The sequence below is a fragment of the Paradesertivirga mongoliensis genome (genome assembly GCF_024436395.1).
GTDB lineage: Bacteria > Bacteroidota > Bacteroidia > Sphingobacteriales > Sphingobacteriaceae > Paradesertivirga > Paradesertivirga mongoliensis.
This window is the reverse complement of record NZ_JAFMZO010000004.1, coordinates 211,729-238,513: the sequence shown is the minus strand read 5'-3', so window position 1 is coordinate 238,513 and position 26,785 is coordinate 211,729. Positions and strand designations below refer to the sequence as shown.

The following is a 26,785-nucleotide window of genomic DNA, read 5'->3' as shown; positions in this document are numbered from 1 at the left end:
TATGAAAACCCTATTTCAGTTTTTAACTGCATCAATCCTGATTTTAAGCCTCTCTGAGGTGAGCGGACAACAGGCTAACCCAAACAACATTGCCTCTGTTAAGGGATCATTGAAAGATACGGCACATAATTATCATGTGAAGTCGGCCACAGTTTCCATCTACCGATCAGACAGTACCTTGTTAAACTACCAGCTTAGCAATACTTATGGTGAGTTTAATTTCAGAAACCTGCCTAAAAACAGTAACTTTTATATCGAAGTGAGTCATATCTCGTATCAGGTGCTGCGTAAGAGCTTCACGACACTTAACAACGCAACGCCGCTTGATCTGAAAACATTGATCCTGCTGCCTAAAGAAGTATCGCTGAAGGAGGTCGCGATAACACTCCCTCCGATACAAATGAATGGAGATACACTCGAATTTAATGCCGCTGCCTTTAAGCTGGATAGCAATGCAGTGGTTGAAGATCTGCTCAGGAAGATTCCGAACGTTACGCTTTGGGGCGACGGGCAAATCACCGTAAATGGAAGAGAAGTAAAGAGCCTCCTGGTAAACGGGAAAGAATTTTTTGGCGGAGATTTTAAAATGGCTCTCCAAAACATCTCGAAAAATGCGCTGGATAAGATTCAGGTTTACAATCAGGCGAAAAACGAATCAAATCCGATGGACAGCAGCCTGACGGTAAATCTTAAATTAAAGAAAAGCAAGGGCATTGGCCATTTTGGCAAGATAGGTGGCGGTTATGGAACAACAGAGCGGTTTGAAGCCGATGGCAATGTAAATATGTACACGCCCAAACTGCAACTTGGTATTGTTGCCGCCGGAAACAACACCAATAAGATAGCCAACAGCATCCGGACGCTGACTGCTAACAGCACCTTTAAGGGAACGGGCATAAGTGTCGATTATCAGCCAGATTTTAGGGCAACAGGTATAAATCGATCTAATGCTGCAGGAGCAACGTTCAGTTACAATTTCATTGAAAAGCCTACCTACGAGAATAAAAAGGCGTTAACCGCAAACTATTTTGTTCAAAACCGCAATAATGATGTCGTTTCAAGTAGCCAGACGGCTACTACGGTAGGATCGGGAAATAAGGTGTTTGACATGACAACGAGCAATAACAGCAGTCTGAGCAACAATCACAATTTCGATAGCAGGTACGAGTTTTCGAAGATGGGAAAGCAATTAAACATTAGTCAGAATACATCTTTTAACACGGGCGAGAGCTTCAATAATTCGTTTCGAAGTTCGGAAAACCAGCAGAATGAGCTGGCTAGCACAAATAATGTTATTGGCAGGAACAACTTTACAAACAGAGCATTTTCTTTAAATGCAGATTACCGGCATAACAATTATTTAAGTGCAAGGAAAAAATTGCGTGCCTACAATGCCCGTTATAGTTTGACACTCAACGACAGTGAAAATGAAAGAACTGATTTAACCGAATTTATATCTTTTGTTGATGCAAGCACCAACCGGAATTTTAACCGGAGATACAATAACGAAGGCAGCAATATAAACCAAAAGCTTTTCTTTGAACTTCCCAGTTTGAAGCGTGTATTCTTTGGAAACAAAAGACTCGCAGATATCGACTTCGGCATCAGCAATGATTTCGAATTAGGGAGTTCACAAAGCAACAACAGAATATCGGATTTTAACAACACTACCGGTACTTATGACACTAACACTTATCTAAGTAATAACCTCAGGACCAATACGTTTACCGAAACACCCTCTCTCAGCTTGCTGAGAGGCTTCCATAAACGACTTAGTAACCGCTTCAACAGATCCCTAAACTTTAGTGTTTCTGCAAAACAACAATTTGATGTTCAGGATAATCAGTCTGCAAAATCTTTTCAAAACATCAGGCGCAGCTACAGCAACTTCGTTCCCGCGGCGTCGGTTAGTTATTATCGCTATCAGTATGGCGAACATAGTAACAACGTTTCTTTAAACTTCAACACCCTTATCCGGATCCCGAGCGTTGATCAGCTTGCACCGCTAACTGACAGTACTAATGTGTACCGCTTAATCCGCGGAAACATCAATTTACGGGAAGCAAAAACGAGACAAGTAAATCTTAACTTCTATCATTATGATCAGCGCGGTAAAAACACCCTCAATTACAATATGACGGCGTCGGTAAGTTTTACAGATAACGCTATATCCGACAGCATCTTTATTGATCAGCAAAACCGGAGAACTGTTTATCTGGCCAATGTTGACGGTTATAGGGCGGCATATGTTCGCGGCGAGGTGAGAAAGGCATTAAAGCTAAAAACCAGCGCCTTACAGATCAACTTGCTGGGCTCTGCCAATATTTCAAAAAGTCCCGGCTATGTAAACGGAGTCTTCGCATATTCAAACAATCTTAACACTACCAGCGACCTTACAGCAAACTACACTTACAAAGGTAAACTGGCATTAGAAGCCAAAGAGAGTTATGGTTATTATCGCAGCAGGCAAGACGCATTCAACACCAATTACAGTGGCACAAATACCACTACTACCTTCAGCGGAAGCTATAATATCACGAAGAAGTTCACGCTTAACAGTAATATAAGCCTTAATAGCAACAAGCCTTCGGGCAGGGAGGCCATCAACTACAACATCTGGAACAGCAGTGCTACTTATCGCTTCCTGAAGGGCGATAATGTTGAGTTAAAATTAACTGCCCTGGATTTGTTACGTCAGAATAATAGTATCATAAATAGCGCAGGCGCAAACAGTTTTACCTTTGCTACCCGAAACGTTTTACAACAATATTTTATGACTACATTCTCTTACTATCCACGAAAATTTGGAAAGACCGCTGCAAAGAAATAAACAGAAGACAGACGAAGCCGGAAGTTATCACTCTTCAAAACATAAAAAAAGCCTTCCCGTTGCCGGGAAGGCTTTTTTTGTTGAATGCTTATACTAGTTAATTATCACAGAACGGGTTTCTGTGAAATTGTTAAGACTCACTTTGATCAGATATACCCCCGCAGCTAATCCCTGCAAGTTCATCTCTTTTTCAAAGGTTCCATTTTTAATATCGGAAGTCGATTTCACCAGGGTTCCTGCTGAATTATAAACTGCGATAGTTACCTTTCCATTTTCTGCACTGCTTAGATTAACTTTGAAATTCCCGTTAGATGGATTCGGATAGATTGCCACAGCTTGTATAGAAAAGATTGGCTTCAATTCTGCATCAGCAACAGCCAATGTGTTAGCACCTGTTGAGCATCCGCCCAGCGTGTCGCCATGGTCGAGATGCGACTGAACGGAGTTCGATGCAACGCACACAGTTGATCCTTTATGGCAAACCAACACCTTATCTCCCTTAGGGCCGCAGGTAACATCTACAACCTTAATAGCTATTGATGCTGATACAGTACAACCTTTAGCGTCTGTAATCGTCACTGTATAGCTTCCGGCCGTATTTACACTGATAGACGCAAGTGTTTCTCCTGTGTTCCAAAGGTAAGTATATGGTGCAGTCCCTCCTGCTGGTGTTGCATTTAAAGTGAGAGAGGTCGGTCCGTAACCAATATACAGCGTATTCGGGTTATCTACCGTCTGTTGTACTGCATACACATCAGGGATACTTGCAGTAAGCGGCGCGTTCACAAAGACCGTGATACTGTCACTTACCTGATGATTTTGATCGTCTCTAACAGTCCAGACAATGGTGGAAGTACCCTGATTAAAGGTTCCGCTGGCATCCAGTCCGGTTCCGCTTCTTACAGTAGCGCCGGTGATGCTGTAAGTAGCCTCAGCTATTCCACAGTTGTCCGTAGCAGTTGCCGGTTGAATAGTATAACCTGTTTCACTATAGCACAATACTCCGCCAGATGGAACTGTCAAAACCGGAGAGATCGAATCGATCACTGTTACAGTAAAATTATAGTTAAGTGTATCAGAAGAGTTATAAGCAGTCACACTTACGTTAGTGATTCCCTTATTGAACACATTGCCCGATCCGGTACCGCTTCCAGAACCAGTAGTTGCCCCACTAAAACTATAAGTATGTTGCGGCGCAGGAAAGCCAGTTGCTTCGGCGGCATAATTAACAACCGCATCACAACCATCGGCGCGCGTGCCCTTACTCATGCTTGTAACCACAGGAGCCTCAAGGTATTTAACTTCAATATTAGGGGTCGGGGCTGCAGCCATATCATAACCCAGGAAAAAGCTTGGGTGCGGCGGCTGGTTATAACCCGAATTCTGCCATGCTATTGCAGTACGATACTGAGAATCGTGCATTAAAGTATAGATTCTGTGTTCTGTTGGGATATTGGTGGTAAAAAGGATCAGCGCGGTGTTATCAGAACGGCGCAGGATGATTTCTTCCCGCCAGTCTCCAAGAATATCGGCAGTCAGAGCCGGATTCTTCTTAGAATCGTTATTTGATGATACCGGAGCCGCCTGGTATATGGTGAATAAACGGTTCAATGATTTCGTATTGGGATTCCATTTATCCATGATTGTGCCATCGAGTACCTCACGGCCGAAATCACCATCCCACCATACAGCATGATTAACGGCCTGGCTGCCTCCTGTTGGCCTGGCAGTTCCTATCTGACCATCCTGAACATTATACAGAGCGCCCGAAGAGCTCCACATTTCATAGCCCCTGTGGTTTGGATCAACATCACCGGCCAGGGCACGTCCAACGTCGCCTGTTGTAGGAACGCCAAAGATTGTTTCGCCGGTCTTAGCGTCGAGAAGCCTCAGACCATGAGGACTGTACTGGCTTGGCGACTCAAGGCATTGCCAGATCTCCAGTCCCGGACGATCCGGATCCATATCCGACATATGCAATGCATCACCATGACCCTGGCCATAAGTCCAGAGACGTTTACCATTATCGTTGATGGCGCTTGAGCCATTGATCACTTCGTCTTTACCATCACCATCCACATCACCTATCGTCATCTGGTGGTTACCCTGACTGGAATATGCATTATTTGCCGGATCGCTGGGATCTTTACTGTCAAATATCCAGCGAAGGCTCAATTGTCCGTCGCGCCAGTCGTAGGCTGCACGAACCAGCTTGTCGTAATATCCACGACCCACAATAATGCTTGGGCGGGCGCCATCCAGATAAGCTACAGCGGATACAAAACGATCCTGACGGTTCCCATAGTTATCTCCCCAATCAGAAACAGCTCCCCTTGCTGGCTGATAATCCGTGGTAGCCATTGCAGCTCCGGTTAATCCGTTAAAAACAGTTAACCACTCTGGTCCTTGCTGAACCCATCCGGCAGAGTTTCTGTAATCAACATTTGCGTCGCCAAGTACTTTGCCTGTTCCATCGATAGTTCCATCAGCGGTTTTCAGGATGATCTCAGCCTTTCCATCGCCATCAAAGTCGTAAACCATAAATGGATTGAAGTGAGGACCAGCATTCATGTTAATGCCCAAATCAATACGCCACAAGCGTGTACCATCAAGCCTGTAGCAATCGAAGATCTGCTTTCCACTATAACCACCCGAATTATGATTTTCGATAGTTGGCGCCCATCTCAAGAAGATCTCATATTCACCGTCGCCGTCAACATCTCCCACGCTCGCGTCGTTGGCGGTGTAGGTATATGTTCTGCCATCGGGAAGAGTACCTGCAGGAGGAATTTGGAGTGGAATAGATAATTGATTATTTGACCATACCGAAGCCGGAGCTGAAGCACTTCCCTCTGCACCATTAATAACCGCTTTTACCGTATAATTGCCATTGACAGTAGTCGTGTCGACGAAATTTGTAGAAGTTGTAATGGGAGCTCCATTAAGCTTTAAACTATCACGGTAAACATTAAAAGCAATACCTGAAGGATCGGTACCCAAGAGCCTCCAGCTTATATATACCTGATTGCTCGACTTGCGTAATGCCACCACCCCTCTGTTCAGAAATTCCATTTGCCTTGGCGTGGTTACTACTTCATCGGGGGCTGCGAGTGTATTCAGGCGGATGGTATTGCCATAGGTAACACCACCGGCGTTTACGGCATACGCTCTCAGATAATATAATGTGGCAGAATTCAAACCAGATACGTTAACCGTAAATGATCCGGTGCCTGCCGAGTCGGCTGCAACTTTTGTATGAGACGTTGTTGGATTACCGCTCGTATTGAAAACCACACCGCGTTCCGTAATAGCCGACCCGCCATCAGATGTTATATCTCCTCCTGCTACCGCGGAAGTTGGAGTAATACCTGAAATCGCTTTTGTGGTGATTTGAGCAAGAGCGGCTGGCGGCGTGTAGGCCCGTACAACCGGCGTACTCACACCGTTTGAGTTTGTTCTGGTGAAGGCAACGAAAGGAAATTCGTCGCCGTCGGCAATGGTTAGATTGCCCACTGGCTCGTCGATACCCCTTGTAACGGCCGGGTCTTTCATTTCTACCCAGTTACTGGCGCCGGCAGATTGTTTAAAAACCCGTGCTACACTAGCAAATGAGGAGCTGATGGCATCAATAAATGAACAATATAGATTGCCCGAAATATCCCTGATAAGACTGATGTTTGGCGCATCACGCGAAGAAAGGCTGGTGGTGGTGCTCCAGGTCCCCGCGGTTTTGTTATATACAATGATAGTTGCCCGGTTCGAGTTTCCGGTATTAAAGTAGGCAATGGTTAAGTTGTTGGCAGAATTAAGAGCCATACTTGTATGACGGATACCGCCGATATTAACGACAACGGGTGTCCAGACACCACTGCTATATTTGTACAAGGCCATACTCCCGGTACTGGACGTAACTGCGGATAAGCTTGAAAACACCAACCAGGGTATATCCGACTCGTCGATAACCAAACTCACCGCCACGGCTTTTGAGGTAGGATTCACGGATACCGAACCTACTGTTACCCAGGAGTTGCCATCAAATTTTTTAACATACGGAGTAAGAGTTCCGTTATCGCCAAAAGCGATATAGGGATTGTTATCCGAATCGAATGCAAGCGAGCTGCGTGGCGTAGAACTGTATTGCGACACATTATTGGTCACTGATCCTGAAGAAACATACAGATTGGCCATATCCCCGTTAAGCGGCTGCCATAACTGGGTGCTGTCGTTGAAAGTTTTCACTGCCAGCCTGTTTCCGCTTGACGCGTCAACATAGCTAACAAAAAGCTTGCTAGCCTTGTCAAGATAAATCCGGGTATAAGTAAGATTGGAGCCAATATTGTCTCCCACCTGTTCCCAGTCGCCGCTAACCGGGTTTTTCTTTTTCACCTTTACCACCGGGCCGGTATTTTCTCGGTAAATGAGATACGGAACGTTATCCAGAACCGTAAGGGAGGTGTACGCAGACGAAACCGATGAGATCTGGTTTTCGTTGCCTACAATTTTCCATTGCTGCGCGACAGAATTTAAGCTCAGAAGACTCAAAATAGTCAATACGCTGATCTGAAGGAGGGCCTTCTGGAAGAACTCGGCGAAGCAGGAAAAGCCCGAAAGCGGCTTTTTCCTATCGCATGGTGCATTCGTCTCCAGCATCGGGAGCGAAAAAGCAATACCTACAAAGGATTTTTGTAAAAGTTTACCCATAGTTTAAGATTAAGAAGTTAGTTAATTGGTTAGCTTAGAATGGCTCTTGGTTAGATCCTAAACCTAGGTCAAATATATATTATAAACAACAGACAGAACAGGAATTATGTTCAGGAAAGACAGGAAAATTGGTCAGAAATAGCTACGCGTACAGCGGCACCTGTTCTAAAGGTTTTTTAAGTCCACTTGTAAGGAAGAATCTGCACTTTAGCAATGGTGGCCGCTTCGACAATCTTTGAACCACTTTCACTTTTAATTTTTAATCCTTGCTCGTCCGCACGCTCCAGTACTCCTTCCTCGGTTTTGCCACTAACGAGATTTACGAGTATCTCATAACTGATATTTCCTGTGCAACAGAACAGAACAGAACAAAGTACAAACAGAGCAATTAATGCACTTCGAATCATAATGAACAGTTTAATGTGAAAATACATAAAATCTGTCACCGTAATAATGGCATCCAGACAGCGGATAAACTATAGAATTTAATAAATCTTAAATTATTCTTTCAGGTCAGCAACTACACCGAATTTACTAAAAATATTAGTAAATTTGAAGTTATGTCGGAACGGATAAGAGAGAAGTTGAAAATATTAGCTGATGCTGCCAAATATGACGTGTCCTGCTCATCAAGCGGAAGCACTCGAAAGAATAAAAATAAAGGCCTGGGAGATACGGGCAACGGAATTTGCCACACGTATACAGAGGACGGCCGATGTGTATCCCTGTTAAAAATCCTGCTTACGAACTTCTGTATATATGATTGCGCATATTGCGTTACGCGTAAAAGCAACGATATCAAACGCACTGCCTTTACCGTTCAGGAGGTGGTGGATCTGACCATCAATTTTTATCGAAGGAATTATATAGAAGGACTGTTTCTTAGCTCGGGGATATTTAAGGATGCTGATTATACGATGGAACGTCTTGTTCGGGTGGCAAAAAAACTGCGCAGCGAACATAACTTCAATGGATATATCCATCTCAAGTCAATTCCGGGCGCAAGCGACGAATTAATGAAGGAGGCTGGACTGTATGCTGACCGGCTTAGTGTGAACATTGAAATACCAACCGAACAGGGCTTAAAGTTATTAGCACCCGACAAGGACCGAAAGGATATGATTCAGCCCATGAACTTTCTGAAAAACGAAATCATCCTTCGCGAGTCTGAAAACAAAACTTTCAGGAACGCTCCTCTTTTTGCCCCTGCCGGACAGAGCAGCCAGATGATAATCGGAGCCGCCCAGGAAAGCGACAAAGACATTATGTTTACAGCCAATAGCCTCTATAAAAACTTCAATCTGAAACGAGTGTATTATTCGGGCTACGTTCCGGTGTCTAACGACAACAGGTTGCCGGGATTAAACACCTCTGTGCCGCGAATCAGGGAGAACAGGCTTTACCAAACGGATTGGCTTATGCGATTTTATGGCTTTCAGGTTAAGGAAATTGTTAACCAAGAGCATCCCAACCTGGATCTGGACATCGATCCGAAACTAAGCTGGGCGCTGAGAAATGTGCAGCAGTTCCCAATTGACATCAATCGGGCTGATTTGCATTTGATCCTTCGGGTGCCAGGAATCGGAATTCAGTCTGCGCGAAAAATTGTAGACGCCCGCCGTTTCCAGCGATTAAACTGGGAGCATCTTAAAAAACTCGGAGTGGCTCTCAACCGTGCGAAGTATTTCATCATCTGCAACAGCCGCAATTATGAACGCCGCGATTTATCGGGAAGTCAGATAAAGCAATACATTCTGTCGGGCGCTCAAAGCAAAGCGCTTTCGGCAGTTGCTATACAATTACAACTCTTTTGATGACTATACTGATTTACGATAATACCTGGCCGGGATTTCTGACGGCAATTTTCGATGCTTATGAAAGGAAGCTAGAACAAGCGCGGATATGTCCGCAACGGACGCTCCAACCCAGCCTGCTATATACCCCGATAAATATTATCACGGATAATGTGAAGGCGAAACGAGTATGGCTGGGGCTTGAGAAAAAGCTTTCCAGAACCGGACTACAGAACGTGTATCACAGCTTTTTATCAGAGCTTCCAGCCATCGAAGATCATTTACTGGAATACATACGCCTGGCTTTAACACTTGATGGGGCAGAAAAAGCATACGGAAATAGTACTATACTAAGAGGTACTCAAGTAGCAAAAATGGTATATCGCGAAAAGCACCGAATGGAAGCATTCGTTCGTTTTCAACTTACTAAAGATGGTATCTATTATGGCGCAGTTGATCCCGATTTCAATGTTCTTCCCATCCTGATATCTCATTTCGAAAAAAGATATGCAGATCAAAAATGGCTGATTTATGATCTTCGGCGTAAATATGGAATTTTCTACGATTTAGAAAAAGTTCAGGAGATTGAGCTTGACTTTGCGAAACCGGAGGGTGGAGACATTCGTTCAATATTTTCGGAGGAGGAAGAGATTTATCAAACGTTGTGGAAAGACTATTTTATTCACGTAAATATTAAAGAACGGAGGAATATTAAACTTCATCTCAGACATGTACCAAAAAGATATTGGAAGTATTTAATAGAGAAATCGCCTTGAATACCCAAACTGCTACCGCCCGGTGGTATATTTTTCAGTGTTCGTGCGTCGCAGCTAAACTGATAACAGCTAAGCGGCACATAATTGTGTATTGATTTATTTATGGAAAGCCTTCGGCTTCTGCATCTTATCTTCATACACCAAATAGCATGAAAATATTAGCACTTATTATCACAGCAGGCGCATTTCTACTTTCCGGTTGCACGCAGAACGTGGACACCCGGCATAAAATACAAGTCTCAGGATCAGCGGAAGCTGAAGTTGTACCAGACATTATCTATGTTGGCATATCGCTCAAAGAATTTGTAGACGATGCATCAAAAAAGAAAGTACTGATTGAAGAACTGGAGGCCAGGCTTCAAACCGCTGTAACAAAAGCAGGCATTCCAAAAGAAAACTTCACGATAAACAACGTTTCCAGTTTTAATTATGAATACGAGAGAAGGAAAAACCGGGCCTTTATGGCACGAAAACAGTATCGTTTAAAGGTTTCGGATTTGAACAAGTTTAATCAAATAATTAGTTCTGTTGATGCAAAAGCGGTAGAATACACCAATATAGACGGCTACGATTACTCAAACCTCGAGGCAATTAAACGTGAGCTTAAAGTAAAAGCGCTGAAAGCGGCAAAAGATAAAGCCACCCATTTAGCTGCTGCTGTCGATAACAAAGTGGGGGAAGCTCTCGAAATCAACGAGATCGAAAATTCAAATCGGCCCTATTCAGGCGCAATGGGCTCAGTAGCGAACGACGGATTAATGACAGAACAGGCCGCATCAATGCCTCCTGTGGGTTTTAAGTCTACCAAACTAAGTTACCAGATCAGAGCAGTCTTCGAGCTGGAATAGGAAGATAGCGTAGAAACGGGGTAAAGTGGCCTTTTTTAGTCGAAACGAACCGGATAAGACAGAACAAAAAGGCTTAATTGTGGTTAATGTAGCGAATGGTTGATCAGATTCATTTTTAACCATATCCTTCATCATGATAATTAATCACATAAAAACTTCGCTACTTACTCTATCCATTCTACTTGCTACCAACGCCTTCGCACAAGAAGTCAATGAATATCAATCAGTAGCCCCTTTTGCAAAGGCTGGATCTTTCCGTACCTGGTCAATCGGTATAAATGCCGGGGCATTGGCTCCTATAGCGCCTTTTGGCAAAAATGATTATACTAACTGGGAAACAGACCTGGGTATGGGCGCCTATATCAAGAAACAGTTAAGTCACAACTTAAGTATTCAAGGCAACTTTTTACGCGGCAAATTGAACGCAAATAATGAAAATGTATTGGGTAACGGAACAGCCTCGACCAGCCCGATGAGGTCGTTTGAAACCGAGATTCATGCAGCCGGAAGCCTGACTGCAAATCTTACCATTGGAAATTTTTATTGGCTTAACAGAAAAAGTATGCTGAGCCCTTATCTAACGGGAGGCGCCGGATTGATGTCGTACAAAACTATGGTTACCACAAATGCCGGTGCCACCTCTGAATACAATCAAGGCGACCCAATTGAAGAAGTATTTTTTCCATTGGGTGCAGGTTTAAAAGTTGGCCTTTCACGTTCCATTAATCTTGATCTGGCATACACTATGAATTTTGTTGATGCAGACAATCTGGATGGGCATCACTCAGGGCCGCAAAACGATAAATTTTCTTACGCTTCCGCGGGACTTGAATTTGCCTTGGGTTCCAGATCGAAGCCACAGTTGGCAACACATAACCCTGTAGCTGCTTTAGAGTATGACTATATAAAACGCGTGAAAGATCTCGAAAACCAGCTTGCCGATGAAAGATCGAAAAGTGCTGACCAACTTCGCCAAATGGCGACCGACTGGGCCAGATTCAAGAACGATGAAGATAAAGACGGCGTATCGGACTTTTTTGACAAGTGTCCGGGAACGCCTGCCGGAACCCAGGTAGACGGCGCAGGCTGTCCCCTAACAGTAACTGTTAACAATCCTACAAGAACTGTTGTAATCACAGAAGAAGACCGAAGAGTTGTTTCGGAAGCGATCAGAAACCTGGAATTCGACTTCGGAAAGACAACTATTCGCTCGGCTTCACTTCCAAGCTTAAAACGTGTTGCAGATTTGTTGATCGATAAAAACTTTAGCCTGAAGCTGGCCGGGCATACAGATAATGTAGGCAGCGACGCCTCAAATTTAAAATTATCAAAAGGGCGAGCCGAATCTGTTAAAGCATATTTGGTAAGCCAGGGTGCAAATCCCTCGAGGATTGAGGCGACTGGATACGGAGAAAGTCAACCGATTGAAACCAATACAACAGATGAAGGACGCCAAAAGAACAGGCGTGTTGAATTTACGCTGTATTAAAAGTAATCCTTTCAAAAAAAAGGGAGATGCCATTGGCATCTCCCTTTTTTTTTCTCAATAACCGAGGCTGAAAAAATATTATGAAAAACAGTTGAGATTTCGTCCTTTTGCCATTTCAAAGAGGATAAATGAAATTTTCAACCAGCAGAAGAGTTTTTGAACTTAAGGATACATTACAAGGCCCGTTAAAATTTAACCCTTTCGTTTATAACAAGCTATTTTTGATCTGGACAATTTTGGGATTGATCGGCGGAATTATTGCAGGAGGATACTGGATTGTTTTGGAGCATTTAACCCACCTTCTTGCCGGTATAGATGGTTTTTATGTGATTTTATTAATGACAGTTGCCGGCCTGGCAGCAGGTTTAGTTATCCATAAATTAGGCGACCCGGGCGAAATTGACCTGATAGTAGATAATATTCATTTTAATAAAGGGAGACTGGATCCTAAAAATAACCCCTCTATGATCCTTTCGTCTCTGCTATGTATCTCTGCCGGAGGGAGTTTAGGTCCGGAAGCACCGTTAGTACAGGTGGTTGGGTCTACAGGAACATATATTGCGCGGAGGCTCGGATTTAAAGGGGAAGACATCCGTTCGATAACCATTGCCGGAATGGCCTCGGCTTTTACTGCCTTGTTTGGCGCCCCCTTGGGCGGAAGCTTATTTGCTCTTGAAATATTAGATCATAAGCAGGTTACCAGGTATTATCAAGCCTTTATGCCAGCACTTGTGGCAAGTTGCGCGAGCTACCTGATGTTTATTTTGATTACACATTTAAATTTAGGACCCACCTGGGCCTTTCCTACCTATTCGAACCCCCAGATTAACGATATTTTTTATGCTATTCTTTACTCTCTGGCCGGAGCTGCACTTGGCTGGCTATTTATTTTACTGGTAAAAAAATTTAAATCTCTATTCGGTCTCTTATCGGTTCCAATTTACATTAAACTGGCTTTAGGTGGCTTTCTTTTGGGGAGCATTGCCTGCTTTTTACCCTTAACACGATATTTCGGACATCATGAACTACAGGAAATACTAACAGGAACTTTCTCTATTGAATTCCTTGTTACGCTGCTGATCCTGAAATTGATTGCTATTGCCATTACTGTTACTTCTGGATGGAGGGGCGGATTTATTATCCCTTTATTTTTTGCCGGCACCATCCTCGGAGTAATTATCTACCAGTTAGTTCCTGGGCAGAACCTTGCCCTGGTAAGTGTCTGTATAATGGCTTCTCTCGTGGCTTGCGTAACCCGCACTCCTGTAAGTATCATCATACTTTTGGGAACTATGACAGGTTTCCAATCGCTGATACCCATCATGTTTGCCAGCTTAACAGGATTTTTCCTTGCACCGAAAACTCCGCTGATCAATGCACAGCTGGGTCCGGACAGATCTCTTAGGAAAAAAAGGCAAGTGGGCCACGACTAAGAAAAGAAACTGGGAACCAAACTATTGCCAGCTTAATACACATTTACCAATAGCGTAAAAGTTTTTATCCTTCACTTTCATTCTGGCGGTATACACAACGGTAAAGTTGCCATTCTCTTCTTCAATGGCGCATAGCGGAGTACGAGTGTAATGATCACCCGGCTCGGCCCAGGGGCTTTTAACAGCCTGTACCCTGACACGAGTTTCGCGGCTCCAATGAATCCCATCTGTAGAAAGACTATAACCAATTTCCTGATCTCCCAGGGAATCGTAAATCATGAGATAACGGCCATCTTTTAACCTGCTTACAATTTCGTTTTCGGTAAACACATCAGCCAAAGGCAGCGGATTGAACCCTTCAGGCATTCTTGTCCAGGGGCCATTCAGTTTTGATGCAAAAGCGAGCCCGGTTGGCCAGCCGCTTAATGGCAGATAATTGTGGCCATCGTAGGGCGAATACCAGGTATTACCTACTTTATAAGGATTAAAACAAGCTACGGCCTGCTGTCCCTCCCAGGGCTGAGAGTTGGCATCAGGCTCTAGCACAATACCCATATCAGCATAAGGGCCAGCAATTCCGTTCATCCCGGGAACGGTTGACTTCGCCCGCCAGATCCTTCCCTGATAGTCGCTACCCGCAATTTCACCTTTAGTTGCATCGCCTCCGCGATAAGCAACGTAAAAGATATTCCAGGCATTTTCATCTTCATTAAATACCACTCCGGTACACCAAACCTCTGCCCGGGGGTTAGTATGTGTACGACCGGGGATACTATTGACGATGGTTGATTGTCTCTTCCAATCAACTGCATCACTGCTTGTCCAGTAAGAAATCCGCAGATCCCGGTGGGGCCTGTCGAACATTTCGTTAACAAACATATGATACACCGCACCGATCTTAACCACCTGTCCGGTCTCAAAGCCAGATTTATTGGCGCTGGCAATTACATCGGGGTGATTAGCACTTATTACGGGACCAGAATGCTCGCTAACAAGCTTTAAAGTTTTTTCTGCAAGCTTTCCTGATTTCTTCTGCCGCGACTTGATATCGCTAACTTGCCCATTTACATCGGCAAAAAAAACTATCATCAAGAGCATCAAAACCGGGGTCGATATTAATTGAATGAATGCTTTATTATTATTCATAAAAGTATTGTTAAAACGTTTCAAATGCGGCAATCTTCTTCTCTGGGCATCTGTCCGAACTTATAAATGAACCTGATTGGCCTTACAGGAAGGTTCGTTCCATAATAACAAAATCATACCCATGTTTAACAAAAGAATGAGCGGTTACCTGAAAGCCAAACTTTGCGTAAAACGACGCTGCGGATGTGCGAGCGTTGCACCATAATCGTGTAACACTTTCCATTTTGGCTGTATCGATTACATAGTTCAGCAGGGCCGAGCCGTAACCTTTACCCTGATACTCAGCAAGCGTTGCAAACTTTCGGAATTGCAAGTCGTCGCCTGTACGGAAAAGAGAAATCACGCTGATCAGTTTGTTGCCACCGAATAACGCGAGATGAGTCCCCTGCTCGTCTTCCTTAAGTTTAATAGAATCGAATTCCATTTGGGGATACATCACTTCATGCCTTATTGGCCATACTACATAAGCAGGTACTTGTTCTATTTGTATCATTAGGTCTTTTGGGCTATACCCTGCGTGTGCAAATATAAACCACGGTTGTGAGAAAGCCCAAAATCCAAATTGCTTAATCTAAAACACGAACCGAAAACACTATTTATTAAGATACCAGATCGAGACGTTCAGTACACTTGCAAATGTTACCCAACCCAAATAAGGTAACTGTAAAAATGCTGCCGATCGGTTTAATCGGTAGAAAGAGACGATCATCAGCACAATAGCAATCCATAAAACAATTATCTCGAGGAATGCAAAACCGGGTTGATGAAAGTAAAAGAAAATAAAGCTCCAGGCAAAATTTAAGAAAAGCTGGAGAAAAAACAGCCGAAGCGCCGATTTGCGCTGGGGCGTCGCGGGCTCTTTCCAGATCATAAACAGGGAAATACCCATCAAAATATAGAGTGTTGTCCAAACCGGTCCGAATAACCAGTTGGGTGGATTAAACGCCGGCTTTTCCAGGTAAGTAAACCAGCTTTCGATATTCGATGAAGTTACAAAACCAGCAATCCCTCCGGTTAATAAGGGGATTAAAATGCAAATTATTAAGGCGATAATAGGTTTGAAATTCATTCTGTTGCTTTTGTATTTAACACCAAAGAAGATAATAAGATTTGAATGATTTCAGCATGCAATGGGCGTTGTAATTATCCAAGAATCCGGGAAAAGCGCAGAATTTCGACAAACCCAATCCGCCTTTTCAAACACTTATTTTTTCGCTGTGTAGTAACGCTTCAGTTGCTTTGCCTCCTTTTTGGTGAGATGAATCACAGACCCGTGTTTGGGAGAGCTAAAGTTTGTAGTTTTCATTAATCCCTCGTTAAAACGTTTCAGATTATTGAAGGTCTTGAAGTCGCTGGTTTCACAGAAACCAAAATTATGAGGTTTTACACTGAAGACATCATACATGAGCACCCATTTTTCCTGGCCGAGGCGTTTAAAAACATTCGGCGCTTCACAGGCGGCCGGCTCAAAATCAACCTGCTCGGGGAGATACTGATAACCGCTGTTGATTTTATTAGAAAAGGCCATTTTAATACCCCCCGGATTTTCCTGAGCTACGTACATCATACAATAACGACCATCTGGCAGGCGCGTAATATCGGCATCTAGTATCTGTTTGGTGGTATCGGGATATTCAAAAAGTATTTTCGGATAAGTTTCAAGCGCTGTAAACCCGTCGTTCATATACGCATAGTAAAGCTTGGTACGCCCTTTCGCTAAACGCATGGTAAAGTAAATCATGATTTTTTTCGCTTCGTCATCATAGATAAGCTGGGGCGCCCAGGCACAACCCACATTTAATTCCGGAAAAGCTTTATGCAGATCGGCAACGGTATGCGACCAGTTAATAAGATCCTTCGATTTCATCAGTACAAATCCTCTGTTATTTCCCCAGTCGTATTGTTCTGCAGGGCGTTCCCACTCGGTTGTGCGGTAACCTTTTTGCCTGCCAAAAATATGCAGGTCTGTCATCGCTATATAGAAATACCCATCATTACCCCGCATAATGTGCGGATCGCGGATCCCTTTTTGTTCCGCAATAGTGTCGCCTGCAATGATCGGCTTTCCGTTGTTAACATCGCTGAAGGTATAACCATCGTCGCTTAAAGCAAAATAAAGTCCATGAGTGTCGTCTTTAAAGTAAGTCAGCAGATAGGCCGCCAGCTTTTTTTCGTTCAGGTTTTTTGCTTTCGTTTGCGCTTTTGCAGGAGTAATTGCGATGAATAGAATTGCCAGTAAGAAAAGTGTCGTTGCGGTTTTCATTAATCGTTGGTTTATAAATCAAAGTAAGCGATTAAATGTCAGAGTGACAAGTAACATGTCCCGGCCTGTGGTCACATAGTAAAAAACCTGCACAAAAAATCAACTTCGTAGAAAGCTCTCCCATTTATCCCGCGTAAGCGGTATTTTAGCGCCGTTACACACATACCGCTTTACATGAGAATAGCACTCTTTTCTGATATTCACGCCAACCTCCCTGCTCTGGATTCTTTCTTCGAAGATTTGGGAAGCAGAAATGTGGACGCCCTATATTGTCTTGGAGATCTGGTGGGTTATAATACCTGGCCAAACGAAGTTGTAGCTGAAATTCGCAAACGGGGAATTCCTTCGATTGCGGGCAACCACGACCTGAAGGTAAAGAAACTGAAACAGGATGCCCATTTGAAGGAGGTGGATTATGCCTATCATATTGGTTCGGATGATGCGAGAGAATATTTAAGGTCGCTGCCCAAAACGATCAGGGTTCATTTTTCTTTTGGCGATGAGCGGATCAGTCTTTTGCTGGTTCATGGCAGCAGCAGGAGTATTGATGAGTACCTATTGCAGGACCTCGACGAAACATACGTAAGAGAAATGCTGGAAGAAGCGGGAGCTGATCTCTTGTTTTGCGGCCATACGCATAAGCCTTATCATCGTTTAATCGCTTGTGGGGGCAAGTACAAACATGTGGTGAATATCGGTTCGGTTGGAAAGCCTAAAGACGGTGACCCGCGCGGATGTTATGTTATTGCAACACTAAACGAGGAAAGCACACTTGCAGATAAGGACGCGGTAAAAATTGAATTTATTCGCTTCGACTACGATGTTGAAGCAGCGGCGAGGGCAATAGAAGCAAGCCCGCTACCCAGAGAGTTTGCTGACCGTTTGAGAAAAGCATATTAAAGGGTATCTGCACGAGCGCTACTGCAATATCGGGAAGGAAAAAAAGCTAAGGATGGAAAATATAGAAATAAGGAGGGTAACATTAGCTGAGGCTGGCCAATTACAAAAAATCGCCAAACAAACTTTTTCAGAAGCTTTTTCAACCGGAAATACGGAAGCAAACATGGAAAAGTATTTGGAAGAAGGATTTTCTTTAGGAAAACTCAGCTCCGAGCTTGAAGATAATAACTCTGCCTTTTATTTCGCTACGCTGGAAAAGAAGGTGATTGAATATCTGAAACTTAACTTTGGACAATCACAAACTGATTTAAAAGATGACAGGGCTCTCGAAATTGAGCGGATCTATGTTTTAAAAGAATTTCATGGAAAGAGTGTAGGGCAATTACTGTATGATAAGGCGATGCAAATAGCCAGGCAGGCAAATGCCGACTATGTTTGGTTAGGAGTTTGGGAAGAGAATCCGAGAGCTATAAGGTTCTATAAAAAGAATGGATTCGTCGAGTTTGACAAGCATGTATTTCAATTAGGCGATGATAAACAGACTGATATCATGATGAAACTGGACTTGAATGTAGCCAAAACTTAATATGTTGATATCACTCATGTTGAATTTCGAAATTACCTGCCGGGCAGAGATACAATGAGGTCAGAATAACGAAAATGTTTTCTTTGCTCCCAAAAAAATGATCACCGCCAGGAGCCCGACTGCTGTACCGATCAAAAACTCTTTGATGGTGGCAGGAATTCCTGGTAACAGGTGATGGAAATAATTTATATTGTGAACGAAGATACCACCGGCAACAAGCAGCAGGGCAATCGTTCCAACAACAGACAGAATCCTGATAATCACAGGCAGTGATTTAACCAGCAAGGAGCCCAGTATATATAAAGACCCTTTATTATTGGAGCGTTTGATAAGATTTAATCCAGCGTCGTCCATTCTTACAATAAGGGCCACGATGCCATACACTCCTACTGTTGCCAGCAATGCTACGGCAGCAACAGTTACTATTTGTGTTGTTAAGGTATCTGCAGCCACGCTTCCGAGGGCTATAATTACAATCTCAACGGAAAGTATAAAATCTGTGGTTATTGCAGATTTGACTTTGGCCTTCTCGGCATTATCATCGTGCTTAATCTCTTCCACTACTTCCTGTCCGGTTTTTTGTCGGTGAAAAAAGTATTCAATTATCTTTTCCACCCCCTCATAAGCCAGGTAAATTCCTCCCAGAATCAGTACGATTTGAATTGCTGCCGGAAAAAAGGCGTTCAGCAATAATGCAACCGGGACAATTATCAATTTATTGATAAAAGAGCCTTTGGTAATGGCCCATAAAACTGGTAATTCTCTGGAGGAAAGAAACCCCGTTGCTTTTTCTGCATTTACTGCTAAGTCGTCGCCCAAAATACCGGCGGTTTTGCGTGTAGCAATTTTTGTTGCCACCGCAACATCGTCCATTAAAGCCGTAATATCATCCAGAATTGCAAAAAAACCTGAAGCCATGTAGTGTAGTATAATTAATAACTGATGTTAATCCGCCCCCTGTATGGGATCGGGTATTTTAAACGGTTGGGTAATTAAACCGTTTGCACAATAATCGTAATCGCGCTCAATAATAATCAAAGGAACAGATATTTTAACAACCGGGATGAGAAAAGCTCTGGGAGGGCCATCCAGTCAGACAGGGTAAATGTGGTGGCTTAATCGCGCTGCGTACACATCAATACATTCTGTGGGGCAACTGGAAGCTTCATTTGATTAACCAGATAGTGCGACTCAGAGAGAAAACTGCCTGGTTAATCTTTTAAGAGATCAGGCATCGGGTATTTCAGGCTCGACCAGCCTTGTCAATTTTTCAAGCGATTCCTGCCAACCGAGGTAACACATTTCCGCAGGGATAACGGCGGGGATATTCTCCTGCAATACTTTCAGATCAGTACCTACAGAGGTTTTCTGAAACCAAACAGAAGTGGTTATCACCCCTGGCAGATTAGGATCGTCAAATTTATCGGTGTATTTGAGAAACTCGTTGGTTTTTACCTCTACATATTCGCCGCCGAAAGAGTGTCCGTTACCTGTCGTAAAATTCTGAAAAGACATTCTGAAGGTCCCGCCGACCTTTACATCCATTTGGTGTACGGTACAAAGAAAACCATAGGGCGGTAACCATGCGGCGATAGCCAGGGCTTCCGTAAAAGCACGGTATACCTTTTCAGGAGAGGCTTTAATAACTCTGTGCAATGAAACTTTGTTGTCTGCCATAATAACTCTTTTTTTTTGATTCCTACTCGTTTGGCTTTTCGGTTCGCCCGTTTGTTGTGGTAGCTGCTCCACTGCCTGACCGTAAGATCAATTGCTTATCAAAGATGAGAGTAAAAACAAATATAGAATAGGGGAATATGCGACCAATTTAATTCTATTTACGACCGGATAAATTTTTCAGGCCTTTGAAAGATAATCTTTGGTGGCTCAGTAGACGAAACTTTTTAAACACAGGAAGGTTTTTATAAAGCCAACTGGATTAGATATTAAAATTTACACCATGATATTGCAATCTTTAATAGCGGAATTTGAACACGAAGTAAACAGCACAAGAAAACTATTGCAGGCTGTACCAGAAAAAGATCTGGAGTACAAACCCTCGCAAATTTCATGGAGCATGGGCGAACTCGCTCAGCACATTGCTACCATTTACTACTGGTACGTTGGAACGCTTAAACAGGATGTATACGACATGGCGGCAGACACTTTTGAACGCGGGGACCCGGGAGATATAAAAGCAACTCTTGATCTTTTCGAGCGAAACGTGGAAAAAGCGAGGACTGCGCTGACATCCGTAAGCGAGGAAAGTTTACAGCGGCAGTGGACAATGAAAGTGGGCGACCAAACCGTTCTTGGCCCGATGCCCCGAGCTGCTGTTGTTCGCGGTTTCCTTTTTAATCATATCTATCATCACCGTGGCGAAATGATTGTGTATCTGCGGGCAACCGGAAATAAAGTACCCGGCATGTACGGACCCACATATGAAGAGAGCGGGCCGGGAAAATGATGCAGCGATAGGGCGGAGAAAACCGATAATTCGCCCCATCCCCCCGGAATCTCCTTAAACCGCGAGATTACCTGTTTTAACTTTTCCGGCTCGCCTGTACTTGCCAATAATAATACCGCCTGGTGTAACCCAGCTTTCGGTTAAAGTAAACGCGGCTGGTATCGCGCCGCCGTCAAATAGCTTTTTTCCTTTACCGAGAGTTAAAGGGAAAATTTTGAGACTCAACTCGTCGACTAAATCATGCTCGAGCAGCGTCTGAATCAAATTGGCGCTGCCCCACACCTGAATGTTGGAACCGTTTGAGTTTTTGAGCTTTTTAATGTCTGCCAGGCCGTTAAGGAATATCGAGTTTTTCCAATCCGAGTTTTTCAGCGTTGTGGACACGACGTATTTCGTAACGTCATTTATACCCGGCCATCCGTCTTCATGCTTTGGCCAATAGTCGGCCCAGATCTCAAATGTTTTTCTTCCTAACAGAAGATCTGCGGGTTCCATTTCGCTTTGCAAAACTTTATTAAAAACCTCGTCTCCATACGATGCGAGCCAGCCGCCATATTCAAAACCGCCTGATGTATCTTCTTCCGGCCCACCTGGCGCCTGCATTACCCCGTCTAAGGTGATAAATGATAAAACAATTATTTTTCTCATAGTATTTAACCTCCTATATTAAACGCAATTGTTAGCTATTGCCACACCCTGCTTTGCCGCTTCAAGGCGTGTTGCGTGGTACTTGCATGAAGCTTCGGATCCTTTGATTTACCGAAGCGGCTCTTTCTCAGGCGAATTTTAGCAGGGCTTCCAAAAAGGTAGAATATTTTTTCTTTTATTCCGCAGGCCGATCGCACATCTCTTACAATATCGGCAAATTCATGAAAGTTAAGAAAAACAGGATTTAGCCTGTTACCGATTTTTGAGGTAAGGCCATATTCTGGTTTCTCAGTCTCCGGGTGATAGGTGCCGAAAATCCTGTCCCAAATGATAAAGGTGGCCGCAAAATTTTTATCCAGATACTGCTCTTGTGAACCGTGATGTACGCGATGGTTAGAGGGAGTAGCAAAAATATATTCGATAGCGGGATGCAATTTGCCAATATATTCGGTATGTACCCAAAATTGAAACAATACAGCAATTTGATTGGTAACGAAAAATATTACCGGATGAAAGCCCATTAAAGCAACCGGCAGGAAGAACATAATTTTGAGGGTTTGTACCCAGCTCATCCGGAAGGAAACGGTGAGGTTATAATGCTCTGCAGAATGATGCACCACGTGAGTGGCCCAAAAAAAGCGATTGAAATGCGAAATCCGGTGCGACCAATAGCTAAAGAAATCAAAAATAATATAACAGGGTATTAAGGTCCACCAGTTAAAAGCAATGCGCCAGGGCAGTTGATTATATATCCACACGGCCGCATAAACCAGGCCCATTTTAAGACAAAGATTGATGCCGATATGGCCGAATCCAACTAATGCTGATCCGATTGACTCTCTCCATTGATAAGTTTTGTTTTCGAGATACCAGGAATAGCCTATTTCTAAAAAAGTAAATAACGCGATAAGAGGAATAGCATATACGATTATTTCAGGGGCCTTTTTCTCCAGGTTAATTATTTCTTCGTAAGGAATTTCCCTTGCGCCAAACAAAGGTTCTGCAGTTAATAAAGACATTGCAACAGTCATAAGTAGCTTGACAAAGCCGCAGCTTCATGGATCAAGATTATTATCACATTTTTAAAGCAATCTTTGTTTTTATTTTCCGCAAAGTATTCTCAGGCAACCAGGTGCATCTTCCGGACCGGCATTATTACCAGCCGGGCTGGCGCTCCGCTTATCTAAGCCTTCTAACAACCTTTTTAACGCTCAGTCCTAGTGAGCAGTCCAGCATAATGCCATTTGTCGACTGATTATTAAGAACTATATGGCACCCTTCCCTGCCCCACCAAGCACCTCGTCGATGATTCCGAAATTTTTCGCTTCGCCGGCAGTCATCCAGTAATCCCTGTCGGATACATCGTGAACCTTTTGATAGTCCTGATGGCTGTGCCGGGCTATTATTTCGTTGAGTTCGTGTTTGAGCTTGACGAACTCACGGAGCGTGATCTCCATATCACTGGTTTGCCCCTGAGCACCTCCATGAGGCTGATGCAGCATCACACGCGAGTGTGGTAGGGCAGCACGCTTGCCGGCTGCCCCTGAACATAAAAGTACTGCGCCAAAAGAAAGAGCTACACCAGTGCAAATGGTGGCGACATCAGGACTTATATACTGCATGGTATCGTATATACCTAAACCCGCATATACCGAGCCCCCGGGGGAGTTTATATAAAGCTGGATATCCCTTTCGGCGTCGGTAGACTGCAGAAAAAGCAACTGGGCCTGGATGATATTTGCCGTACTGTCGTCTACCTGCGTTCCGAGAAAGATTACCCGGTCCATCATTAAGCGGGAGAATACGTCCATCTGGGCGACGTTAAGGCTGCGTTCTTCGATGATGTACGGAGTTACCGCAGATAGTGCAGAGTTACGCTGTATACCACTTAGGTACTGGTCTACATGCAGACCTGAGATGCGGCGGTGTTTTACGGCGTAGTTTCTGAATTCGTGTGCAATAGCTTTCATGTTGTTCATTTTGTTGGGCATAGCAATTCCATAGGGGGGCTCCTCGGCCGGTTTACATGCAGATTTTCTGAAATTTTATTTGTTTAGGGCAAGAGCTATCGCTTAAACAGCTTAAAGACTTTCTGCCGGAAGCTGAGATGCAGTGCATCGTTAAAAAGAATATTCTCTACGTCTAAGATCTCGGCCCTGAGCTTTTGCCTGCTGTAAAGCTGCAGCAGCCGGTAGGTCTTCTGTTGCCACCGAAGCTTATCGGCCAGATCCGGCTGCAAGATAAGCTTAACCTGAAAGATCAGCGACTCTTCTGGCTGCTGAGCGCCTGAAAGATGTGCTTCTATTTCGCAGGTTTCAATCGATGAAGTCTGCATAACTTAGAGATTGACGTTTAACTTCATTGCGGACCTTCTCGAGGCATTTATATTTCTGGGCAGTGGCAGAGCGCTCGCCTGAGAAACTGTAGCGTTCTGCTAATTTAGCGGGTGAAAGCTTGTCATAGTAAAAAGCCCTGAGCAGCTCCATGCATTTGCGGCCTGCAGTTTCTAACACCTCCAGGAGCTTTTGCTCCGAAGGATTGGCCTGTTCACCAAATGATTCGCCGACATCAAAACCGGCGCTGAATTCGATTTGGGATATCGTGCTTTTATAGCGTTTTATCCATAAATATTTAGCAATGCCAAGCACGTAAGCTTTTTCTGATTTTGTAACATTTAAATCTGAAGATGCAGTTTTTTCATACCAGGCAAGCAGGGCATCCTGAAATATATCCCTGGCTTCGTCGAGATTTCCGCCCATGCGACTTACAAAACGCGCAAAAGCCGGGAAGGCGTTTTTATACAGGCTAAAAAACTGTTGTTGACGCTGGTTCATATCTTGCTGATGAGAAGTTTCCATGAGCTTTTTATGTAGAAGTGCAAGTTAGCAGTAAAATATCACCAGAAAATTAAAATCTTTTTTATTGCAGACTTCTAATAAACGGCTCCTGCAACTTTCATATCCTCTAAATCCCTCATACTTGCCCGTTCGTCTCATTTTCGCGGGCATTCATCTCCTTTTTGATTTTGCAATAAATAATAGTTCTTATTTTAACTTGATTTTATTAAAACCTATAACGATGAAAAAATTAGTATTGTCCGTATTCCTACTGTTAGCGATGGTAGCGGTTAAAGCCCAGGGTGGCGGTGGTGGTCAGCGTCAGCGCCTCCCTCCTGCCGAACGTGCACAAGCATTATTTACCAGTGAGCGTTTTGCTGCATTTGCGTTTACTGAAGATCAGAAGGCTAAGATTACGCCTATGCTCACGAAGTTCTACACCTCGTCTGACAGCCTGATGGCTACCATTCCTCAAGATGGTGATCGTATGGCTGCTTTCCAGGCCATAGCTCCAAAAAGAGCGGCTTTGGGAACGCCGGTTGAGCAGGCTATAGTAGCTATGCTTACTGCGGAACAGAAAAAGGCGTACGATACTGCGCTTGCAGCAGCTAAAGAACGTAACCCCAACGCTACCGCAGTTTTTACAGGCGGTTTTGGTGGTCGCCCGCGTAACTAAGAGTTATTTAAAAACAAAAACGCCCCAAGAGAAATCATGGGGCGTTTTTGTTTGCTTCATCAGCAAGTGAATTTATTTATTACGGACAGCCGCTGGTGCTGACGTTAGCATAACTACCAGAGCCGGTAACTGCAACACCGTCATTTGTGCATCCTGCCAGAACCTTGCAATTTACCACGTTCTCCAGCCAAACCCCGATACCAGTACCGTTCGTGATCCGGCAGTTCTTCAAAGTGGTGTTATTGCTGCCAGACAGTACAAAATATCCTCTGCCGCATTGATCAGCATACAACATATCTGTGGTAACATTACTGCAGCTATTGGCTAAACGCAGTCCTGCATAACCACCGCCATTGTTACAGCGATAAGCATTTACTGTTCCAAGGGTTCCGTTAATGGTTTTATTAAGCAACACTCCGCATTCGCCCATGTTTCTTGCCACGAGTCCGTAACCTTTAAATCCGTCTACGCCGTAGGTCTCAAGTCCGTGGCTGCTGCCATTTTCAAATCTGCAATCCTGAATGTGTACGCGATAGACCCAACGGCCGTCTTCATAAGGGCGGCTGGGATGACTGTCAATCCGGATACCGATGCTGCCACCATAAATTCTTACATTCTGAATGTAGATGTCGCTCGCGCGGCTTGTACGGATACCCATACCACCAGTTTGGGTTAATACCATGTCGTAAATCTTGATCCCGCCACTACCATCTCTGAAAAAACCATACCCGGTATGGCCTTTCTTAAGGCTAACATTGTGGCAGTAGAGGTTAAGGCCCGGCTGAAGATTGATTTGATGACCGATAGTACCGCCAGTTACAACATGAACATCGCGATTACCAGTCCCAATACAGTTATTAATCGCTGTCGCCAGACTGCTTGTGGTACCCTGATCAACATTGTTGATACGCCAGATAAAGCCGCCTGCTCCGTTAGACCGAACTTCATTTGTGTATGCTTTAACTGTTGCAGAACTTTTTCCCCCGCCAGAAATAACGGAATCATCTTCATTTACAGAATGGTCGGTTTTACTGCATCCTGCAATTACCATCATGGCAGCAACGGCTGTAACTTTCAGGAAAGCGCCCATGAATAAATTGTTTTTTTTCATTTGGTTAATAATTTGGTTATTGGTTATGCCTACTCTTAAGATTTTCGGCGTCCTCTTTTGTATAGGCTTGACGTAGATAATGTTGGCTTGGTCGGGTTATTGTCGTTATTATGAGTGGCTGTTCTCACCGGATGCGACTCATATTTAATTACTCATTTCATTAATGACCATTATAATGATCTATGTCAATACTATTCGGTTAAACATCAATATCAGAATGCTTTAACCTCCATGTAAAGATGGAAGGTGCCGCGGTAGGGCAACGAGTATTTTTGTTCGAAATA

24 protein-coding genes are annotated in these 26,785 nt (G+C 43.8%); 10 read left to right on the top strand and 14 right to left on the bottom strand.

The features are described 5' to 3' along the window. Window position 1: 1 nt before the first annotated feature. Window positions 2–2,830 (top strand): porin family protein, encoded by a 2,829-nt coding sequence (locus J3P43_RS16575; RefSeq protein ID WP_255904525.1) that lies wholly within the window; start codon window positions 2–4, stop codon window positions 2,828–2,830. A 93-nt stretch (window positions 2,831–2,923) separates the two neighbouring features. On the opposite strand, the gene J3P43_RS16570 is transcribed toward J3P43_RS16575, so the two are convergent. Together J3P43_RS16570 and J3P43_RS16565 are read right to left on the bottom strand one after the other, a co-directional pair. Beyond that, window positions 2,924–7,531 (bottom strand): rhamnogalacturonan lyase family protein, encoded by a 4,608-nt coding sequence (locus J3P43_RS16570; RefSeq protein WP_255904523.1) that lies wholly within the window; start codon window positions 7,529–7,531, stop codon window positions 2,924–2,926. A gap of 176 nt (window positions 7,532–7,707) precedes the next feature. After that, complete coding sequence (locus J3P43_RS16565) at window positions 7,708–7,938, bottom strand: hypothetical protein (protein WP_255904521.1); 231 nt, start codon at window positions 7,936–7,938, stop codon at window positions 7,708–7,710. Window positions 7,939–8,091: 153 nt separating this feature from the next. Between J3P43_RS16565 and J3P43_RS16560 the strand changes: the two genes are divergently transcribed. The 5 genes from J3P43_RS16560 to J3P43_RS16540 all read left to right on the top strand — a co-directional run bounded on the left by J3P43_RS16560 (window position 8,092) and on the right by J3P43_RS16540 (window position 13,870). Beyond that, the gene (locus J3P43_RS16560; RefSeq protein ID WP_255904519.1) at window positions 8,092–9,345 is read left to right on the top strand and encodes a putative DNA modification/repair radical SAM protein; all 1,254 of its coding nucleotides are present in this window, start codon (window positions 8,092–8,094) and stop codon (window positions 9,343–9,345) included. Further along, complete coding sequence (locus J3P43_RS16555) at window positions 9,345–10,100, top strand: TIGR03915 family putative DNA repair protein (protein WP_255904517.1); 756 nt, start codon at window positions 9,345–9,347, stop codon at window positions 10,098–10,100. The genes J3P43_RS16560 and J3P43_RS16555 overlap by 1 nt, the downstream gene beginning before the upstream one ends. A gap of 149 nt (window positions 10,101–10,249) precedes the next feature. Beyond that, window positions 10,250–10,948 carry an SIMPL domain-containing protein gene (locus tag J3P43_RS16550; protein ID WP_255904515.1) on the top strand — a complete coding sequence of 233 codons (699 nt, stop codon included), beginning with the start codon at window positions 10,250–10,252 and terminating at the stop codon, window positions 10,946–10,948. Window positions 10,949–11,081: 133 nt separating this feature from the next. After that, window positions 11,082–12,437, top strand: coding sequence for a DUF6089 family protein (locus J3P43_RS16545; protein WP_255904513.1), 1,356 nt, complete (start codon window positions 11,082–11,084; stop codon window positions 12,435–12,437). 128 nt (window positions 12,438–12,565) lie between these two features. Beyond that, a complete protein-coding gene (locus J3P43_RS16540; RefSeq protein ID WP_255904511.1) occupies window positions 12,566–13,870 on the top strand; it encodes a chloride channel protein in 1,305 nt (434 codons plus the stop codon). A 21-nt stretch (window positions 13,871–13,891) separates the two neighbouring features. Here the strand turns inward: J3P43_RS16540 and J3P43_RS16535 are convergent, their stop codons facing one another. From J3P43_RS16535 to J3P43_RS16520, 4 genes are all read right to left on the bottom strand, one after another. Continuing rightward, window positions 13,892–15,016 carry a glycoside hydrolase family protein gene (locus tag J3P43_RS16535; protein WP_255904509.1) on the bottom strand — a complete coding sequence of 375 codons (1,125 nt, stop codon included), beginning with the start codon at window positions 15,014–15,016 and terminating at the stop codon, window positions 13,892–13,894. 82 nt (window positions 15,017–15,098) lie between these two features. Then, window positions 15,099–15,509 carry a GNAT family N-acetyltransferase gene (locus tag J3P43_RS16530; RefSeq protein WP_255904508.1) on the bottom strand — a complete coding sequence of 137 codons (411 nt, stop codon included), beginning with the start codon at window positions 15,507–15,509 and terminating at the stop codon, window positions 15,099–15,101. 99 nt (window positions 15,510–15,608) lie between these two features. Next, complete coding sequence (locus J3P43_RS16525; protein ID WP_255904506.1) at window positions 15,609–16,085, bottom strand: TspO/MBR family protein; 477 nt, start codon at window positions 16,083–16,085, stop codon at window positions 15,609–15,611. Window positions 16,086–16,220: 135 nt separating this feature from the next. Next, window positions 16,221–17,279, bottom strand: coding sequence for a glycoside hydrolase family 43 protein (locus J3P43_RS16520; protein WP_255904504.1), 1,059 nt, complete (start codon window positions 17,277–17,279; stop codon window positions 16,221–16,223). 174 nt (window positions 17,280–17,453) lie between these two features. Here J3P43_RS16520 and J3P43_RS16515 point away from each other — a divergent pair, with 174 nt between their 5' ends. Beyond that, window positions 17,454–18,179, top strand: a complete 726-nt coding sequence (locus tag J3P43_RS16515; protein ID WP_255904502.1) for a metallophosphoesterase family protein — start codon at window positions 17,454–17,456, stop codon at window positions 18,177–18,179. Window positions 18,180–18,231: 52 nt separating this feature from the next. Continuing rightward, window positions 18,232–18,765, top strand: a complete 534-nt coding sequence (locus tag J3P43_RS16510) for a GNAT family N-acetyltransferase (protein ID WP_255904500.1) — start codon at window positions 18,232–18,234, stop codon at window positions 18,763–18,765. Window positions 18,766–18,825: 60 nt separating this feature from the next. Here the strand turns inward: J3P43_RS16510 and J3P43_RS16505 are convergent, their stop codons facing one another. Both J3P43_RS16505 and J3P43_RS16500 read right to left on the bottom strand, forming a co-directional pair. Then, window positions 18,826–19,683: a DUF808 domain-containing protein gene (locus J3P43_RS16505; RefSeq protein WP_255904498.1), complete on the bottom strand. Its 858-nt coding sequence runs from the start codon at window positions 19,681–19,683 to the stop codon at window positions 18,826–18,828. A gap of 309 nt (window positions 19,684–19,992) precedes the next feature. Continuing rightward, complete coding sequence (locus tag J3P43_RS16500) at window positions 19,993–20,442, bottom strand: SRPBCC family protein (protein ID WP_255904496.1); 450 nt, start codon at window positions 20,440–20,442, stop codon at window positions 19,993–19,995. 280 nt (window positions 20,443–20,722) lie between these two features. On the opposite strand from J3P43_RS16500, the gene J3P43_RS16495 reads away from it, so the two are divergent. Then, window positions 20,723–21,229 (top strand): DinB family protein, encoded by a 507-nt coding sequence (locus tag J3P43_RS16495; protein WP_255904494.1) that lies wholly within the window; start codon window positions 20,723–20,725, stop codon window positions 21,227–21,229. 54 nt (window positions 21,230–21,283) lie between these two features. On the opposite strand, the gene J3P43_RS16490 is transcribed toward J3P43_RS16495, so the two are convergent. From J3P43_RS16490 to J3P43_RS16470, 5 genes are all read right to left on the bottom strand, one after another. After that, window positions 21,284–21,877 (bottom strand): dihydrofolate reductase family protein, encoded by a 594-nt coding sequence (locus J3P43_RS16490; RefSeq protein WP_255904492.1) that lies wholly within the window; start codon window positions 21,875–21,877, stop codon window positions 21,284–21,286. Window positions 21,878–21,912: 35 nt separating this feature from the next. After that, window positions 21,913–22,896 (bottom strand): sterol desaturase family protein, encoded by a 984-nt coding sequence (locus J3P43_RS16485; protein ID WP_255904490.1) that lies wholly within the window; start codon window positions 22,894–22,896, stop codon window positions 21,913–21,915. A gap of 246 nt (window positions 22,897–23,142) precedes the next feature. Continuing rightward, window positions 23,143–23,847, bottom strand: coding sequence for an ATP-dependent Clp protease proteolytic subunit (locus tag J3P43_RS16480; RefSeq protein WP_255904488.1), 705 nt, complete (start codon window positions 23,845–23,847; stop codon window positions 23,143–23,145). 95 nt (window positions 23,848–23,942) lie between these two features. Further along, complete coding sequence (locus J3P43_RS16475) at window positions 23,943–24,212, bottom strand: hypothetical protein (RefSeq protein ID WP_255904486.1); 270 nt, start codon at window positions 24,210–24,212, stop codon at window positions 23,943–23,945. Then, window positions 24,193–24,735, bottom strand: a complete 543-nt coding sequence (locus J3P43_RS16470; RefSeq protein WP_255904484.1) for an RNA polymerase sigma factor — start codon at window positions 24,733–24,735, stop codon at window positions 24,193–24,195. Before J3P43_RS16470 ends, J3P43_RS16475 begins: the two co-directional genes overlap by 20 nt. Window positions 24,736–24,955: 220 nt before the next feature. On the opposite strand from J3P43_RS16470, the gene J3P43_RS16465 reads away from it, so the two are divergent. Then, the gene (locus tag J3P43_RS16465) at window positions 24,956–25,390 is read left to right on the top strand and encodes a hypothetical protein (RefSeq protein WP_255904482.1); all 435 of its coding nucleotides are present in this window, start codon (window positions 24,956–24,958) and stop codon (window positions 25,388–25,390) included. 79 nt (window positions 25,391–25,469) lie between these two features. Here J3P43_RS16465 and J3P43_RS16460 read toward each other — a convergent pair whose 3' ends face one another. Next, window positions 25,470–26,501 (bottom strand): right-handed parallel beta-helix repeat-containing protein, encoded by a 1,032-nt coding sequence (locus J3P43_RS16460; RefSeq protein ID WP_255904480.1) that lies wholly within the window; start codon window positions 26,499–26,501, stop codon window positions 25,470–25,472. Window positions 26,502–26,785 lie beyond the last annotated feature (284 nt).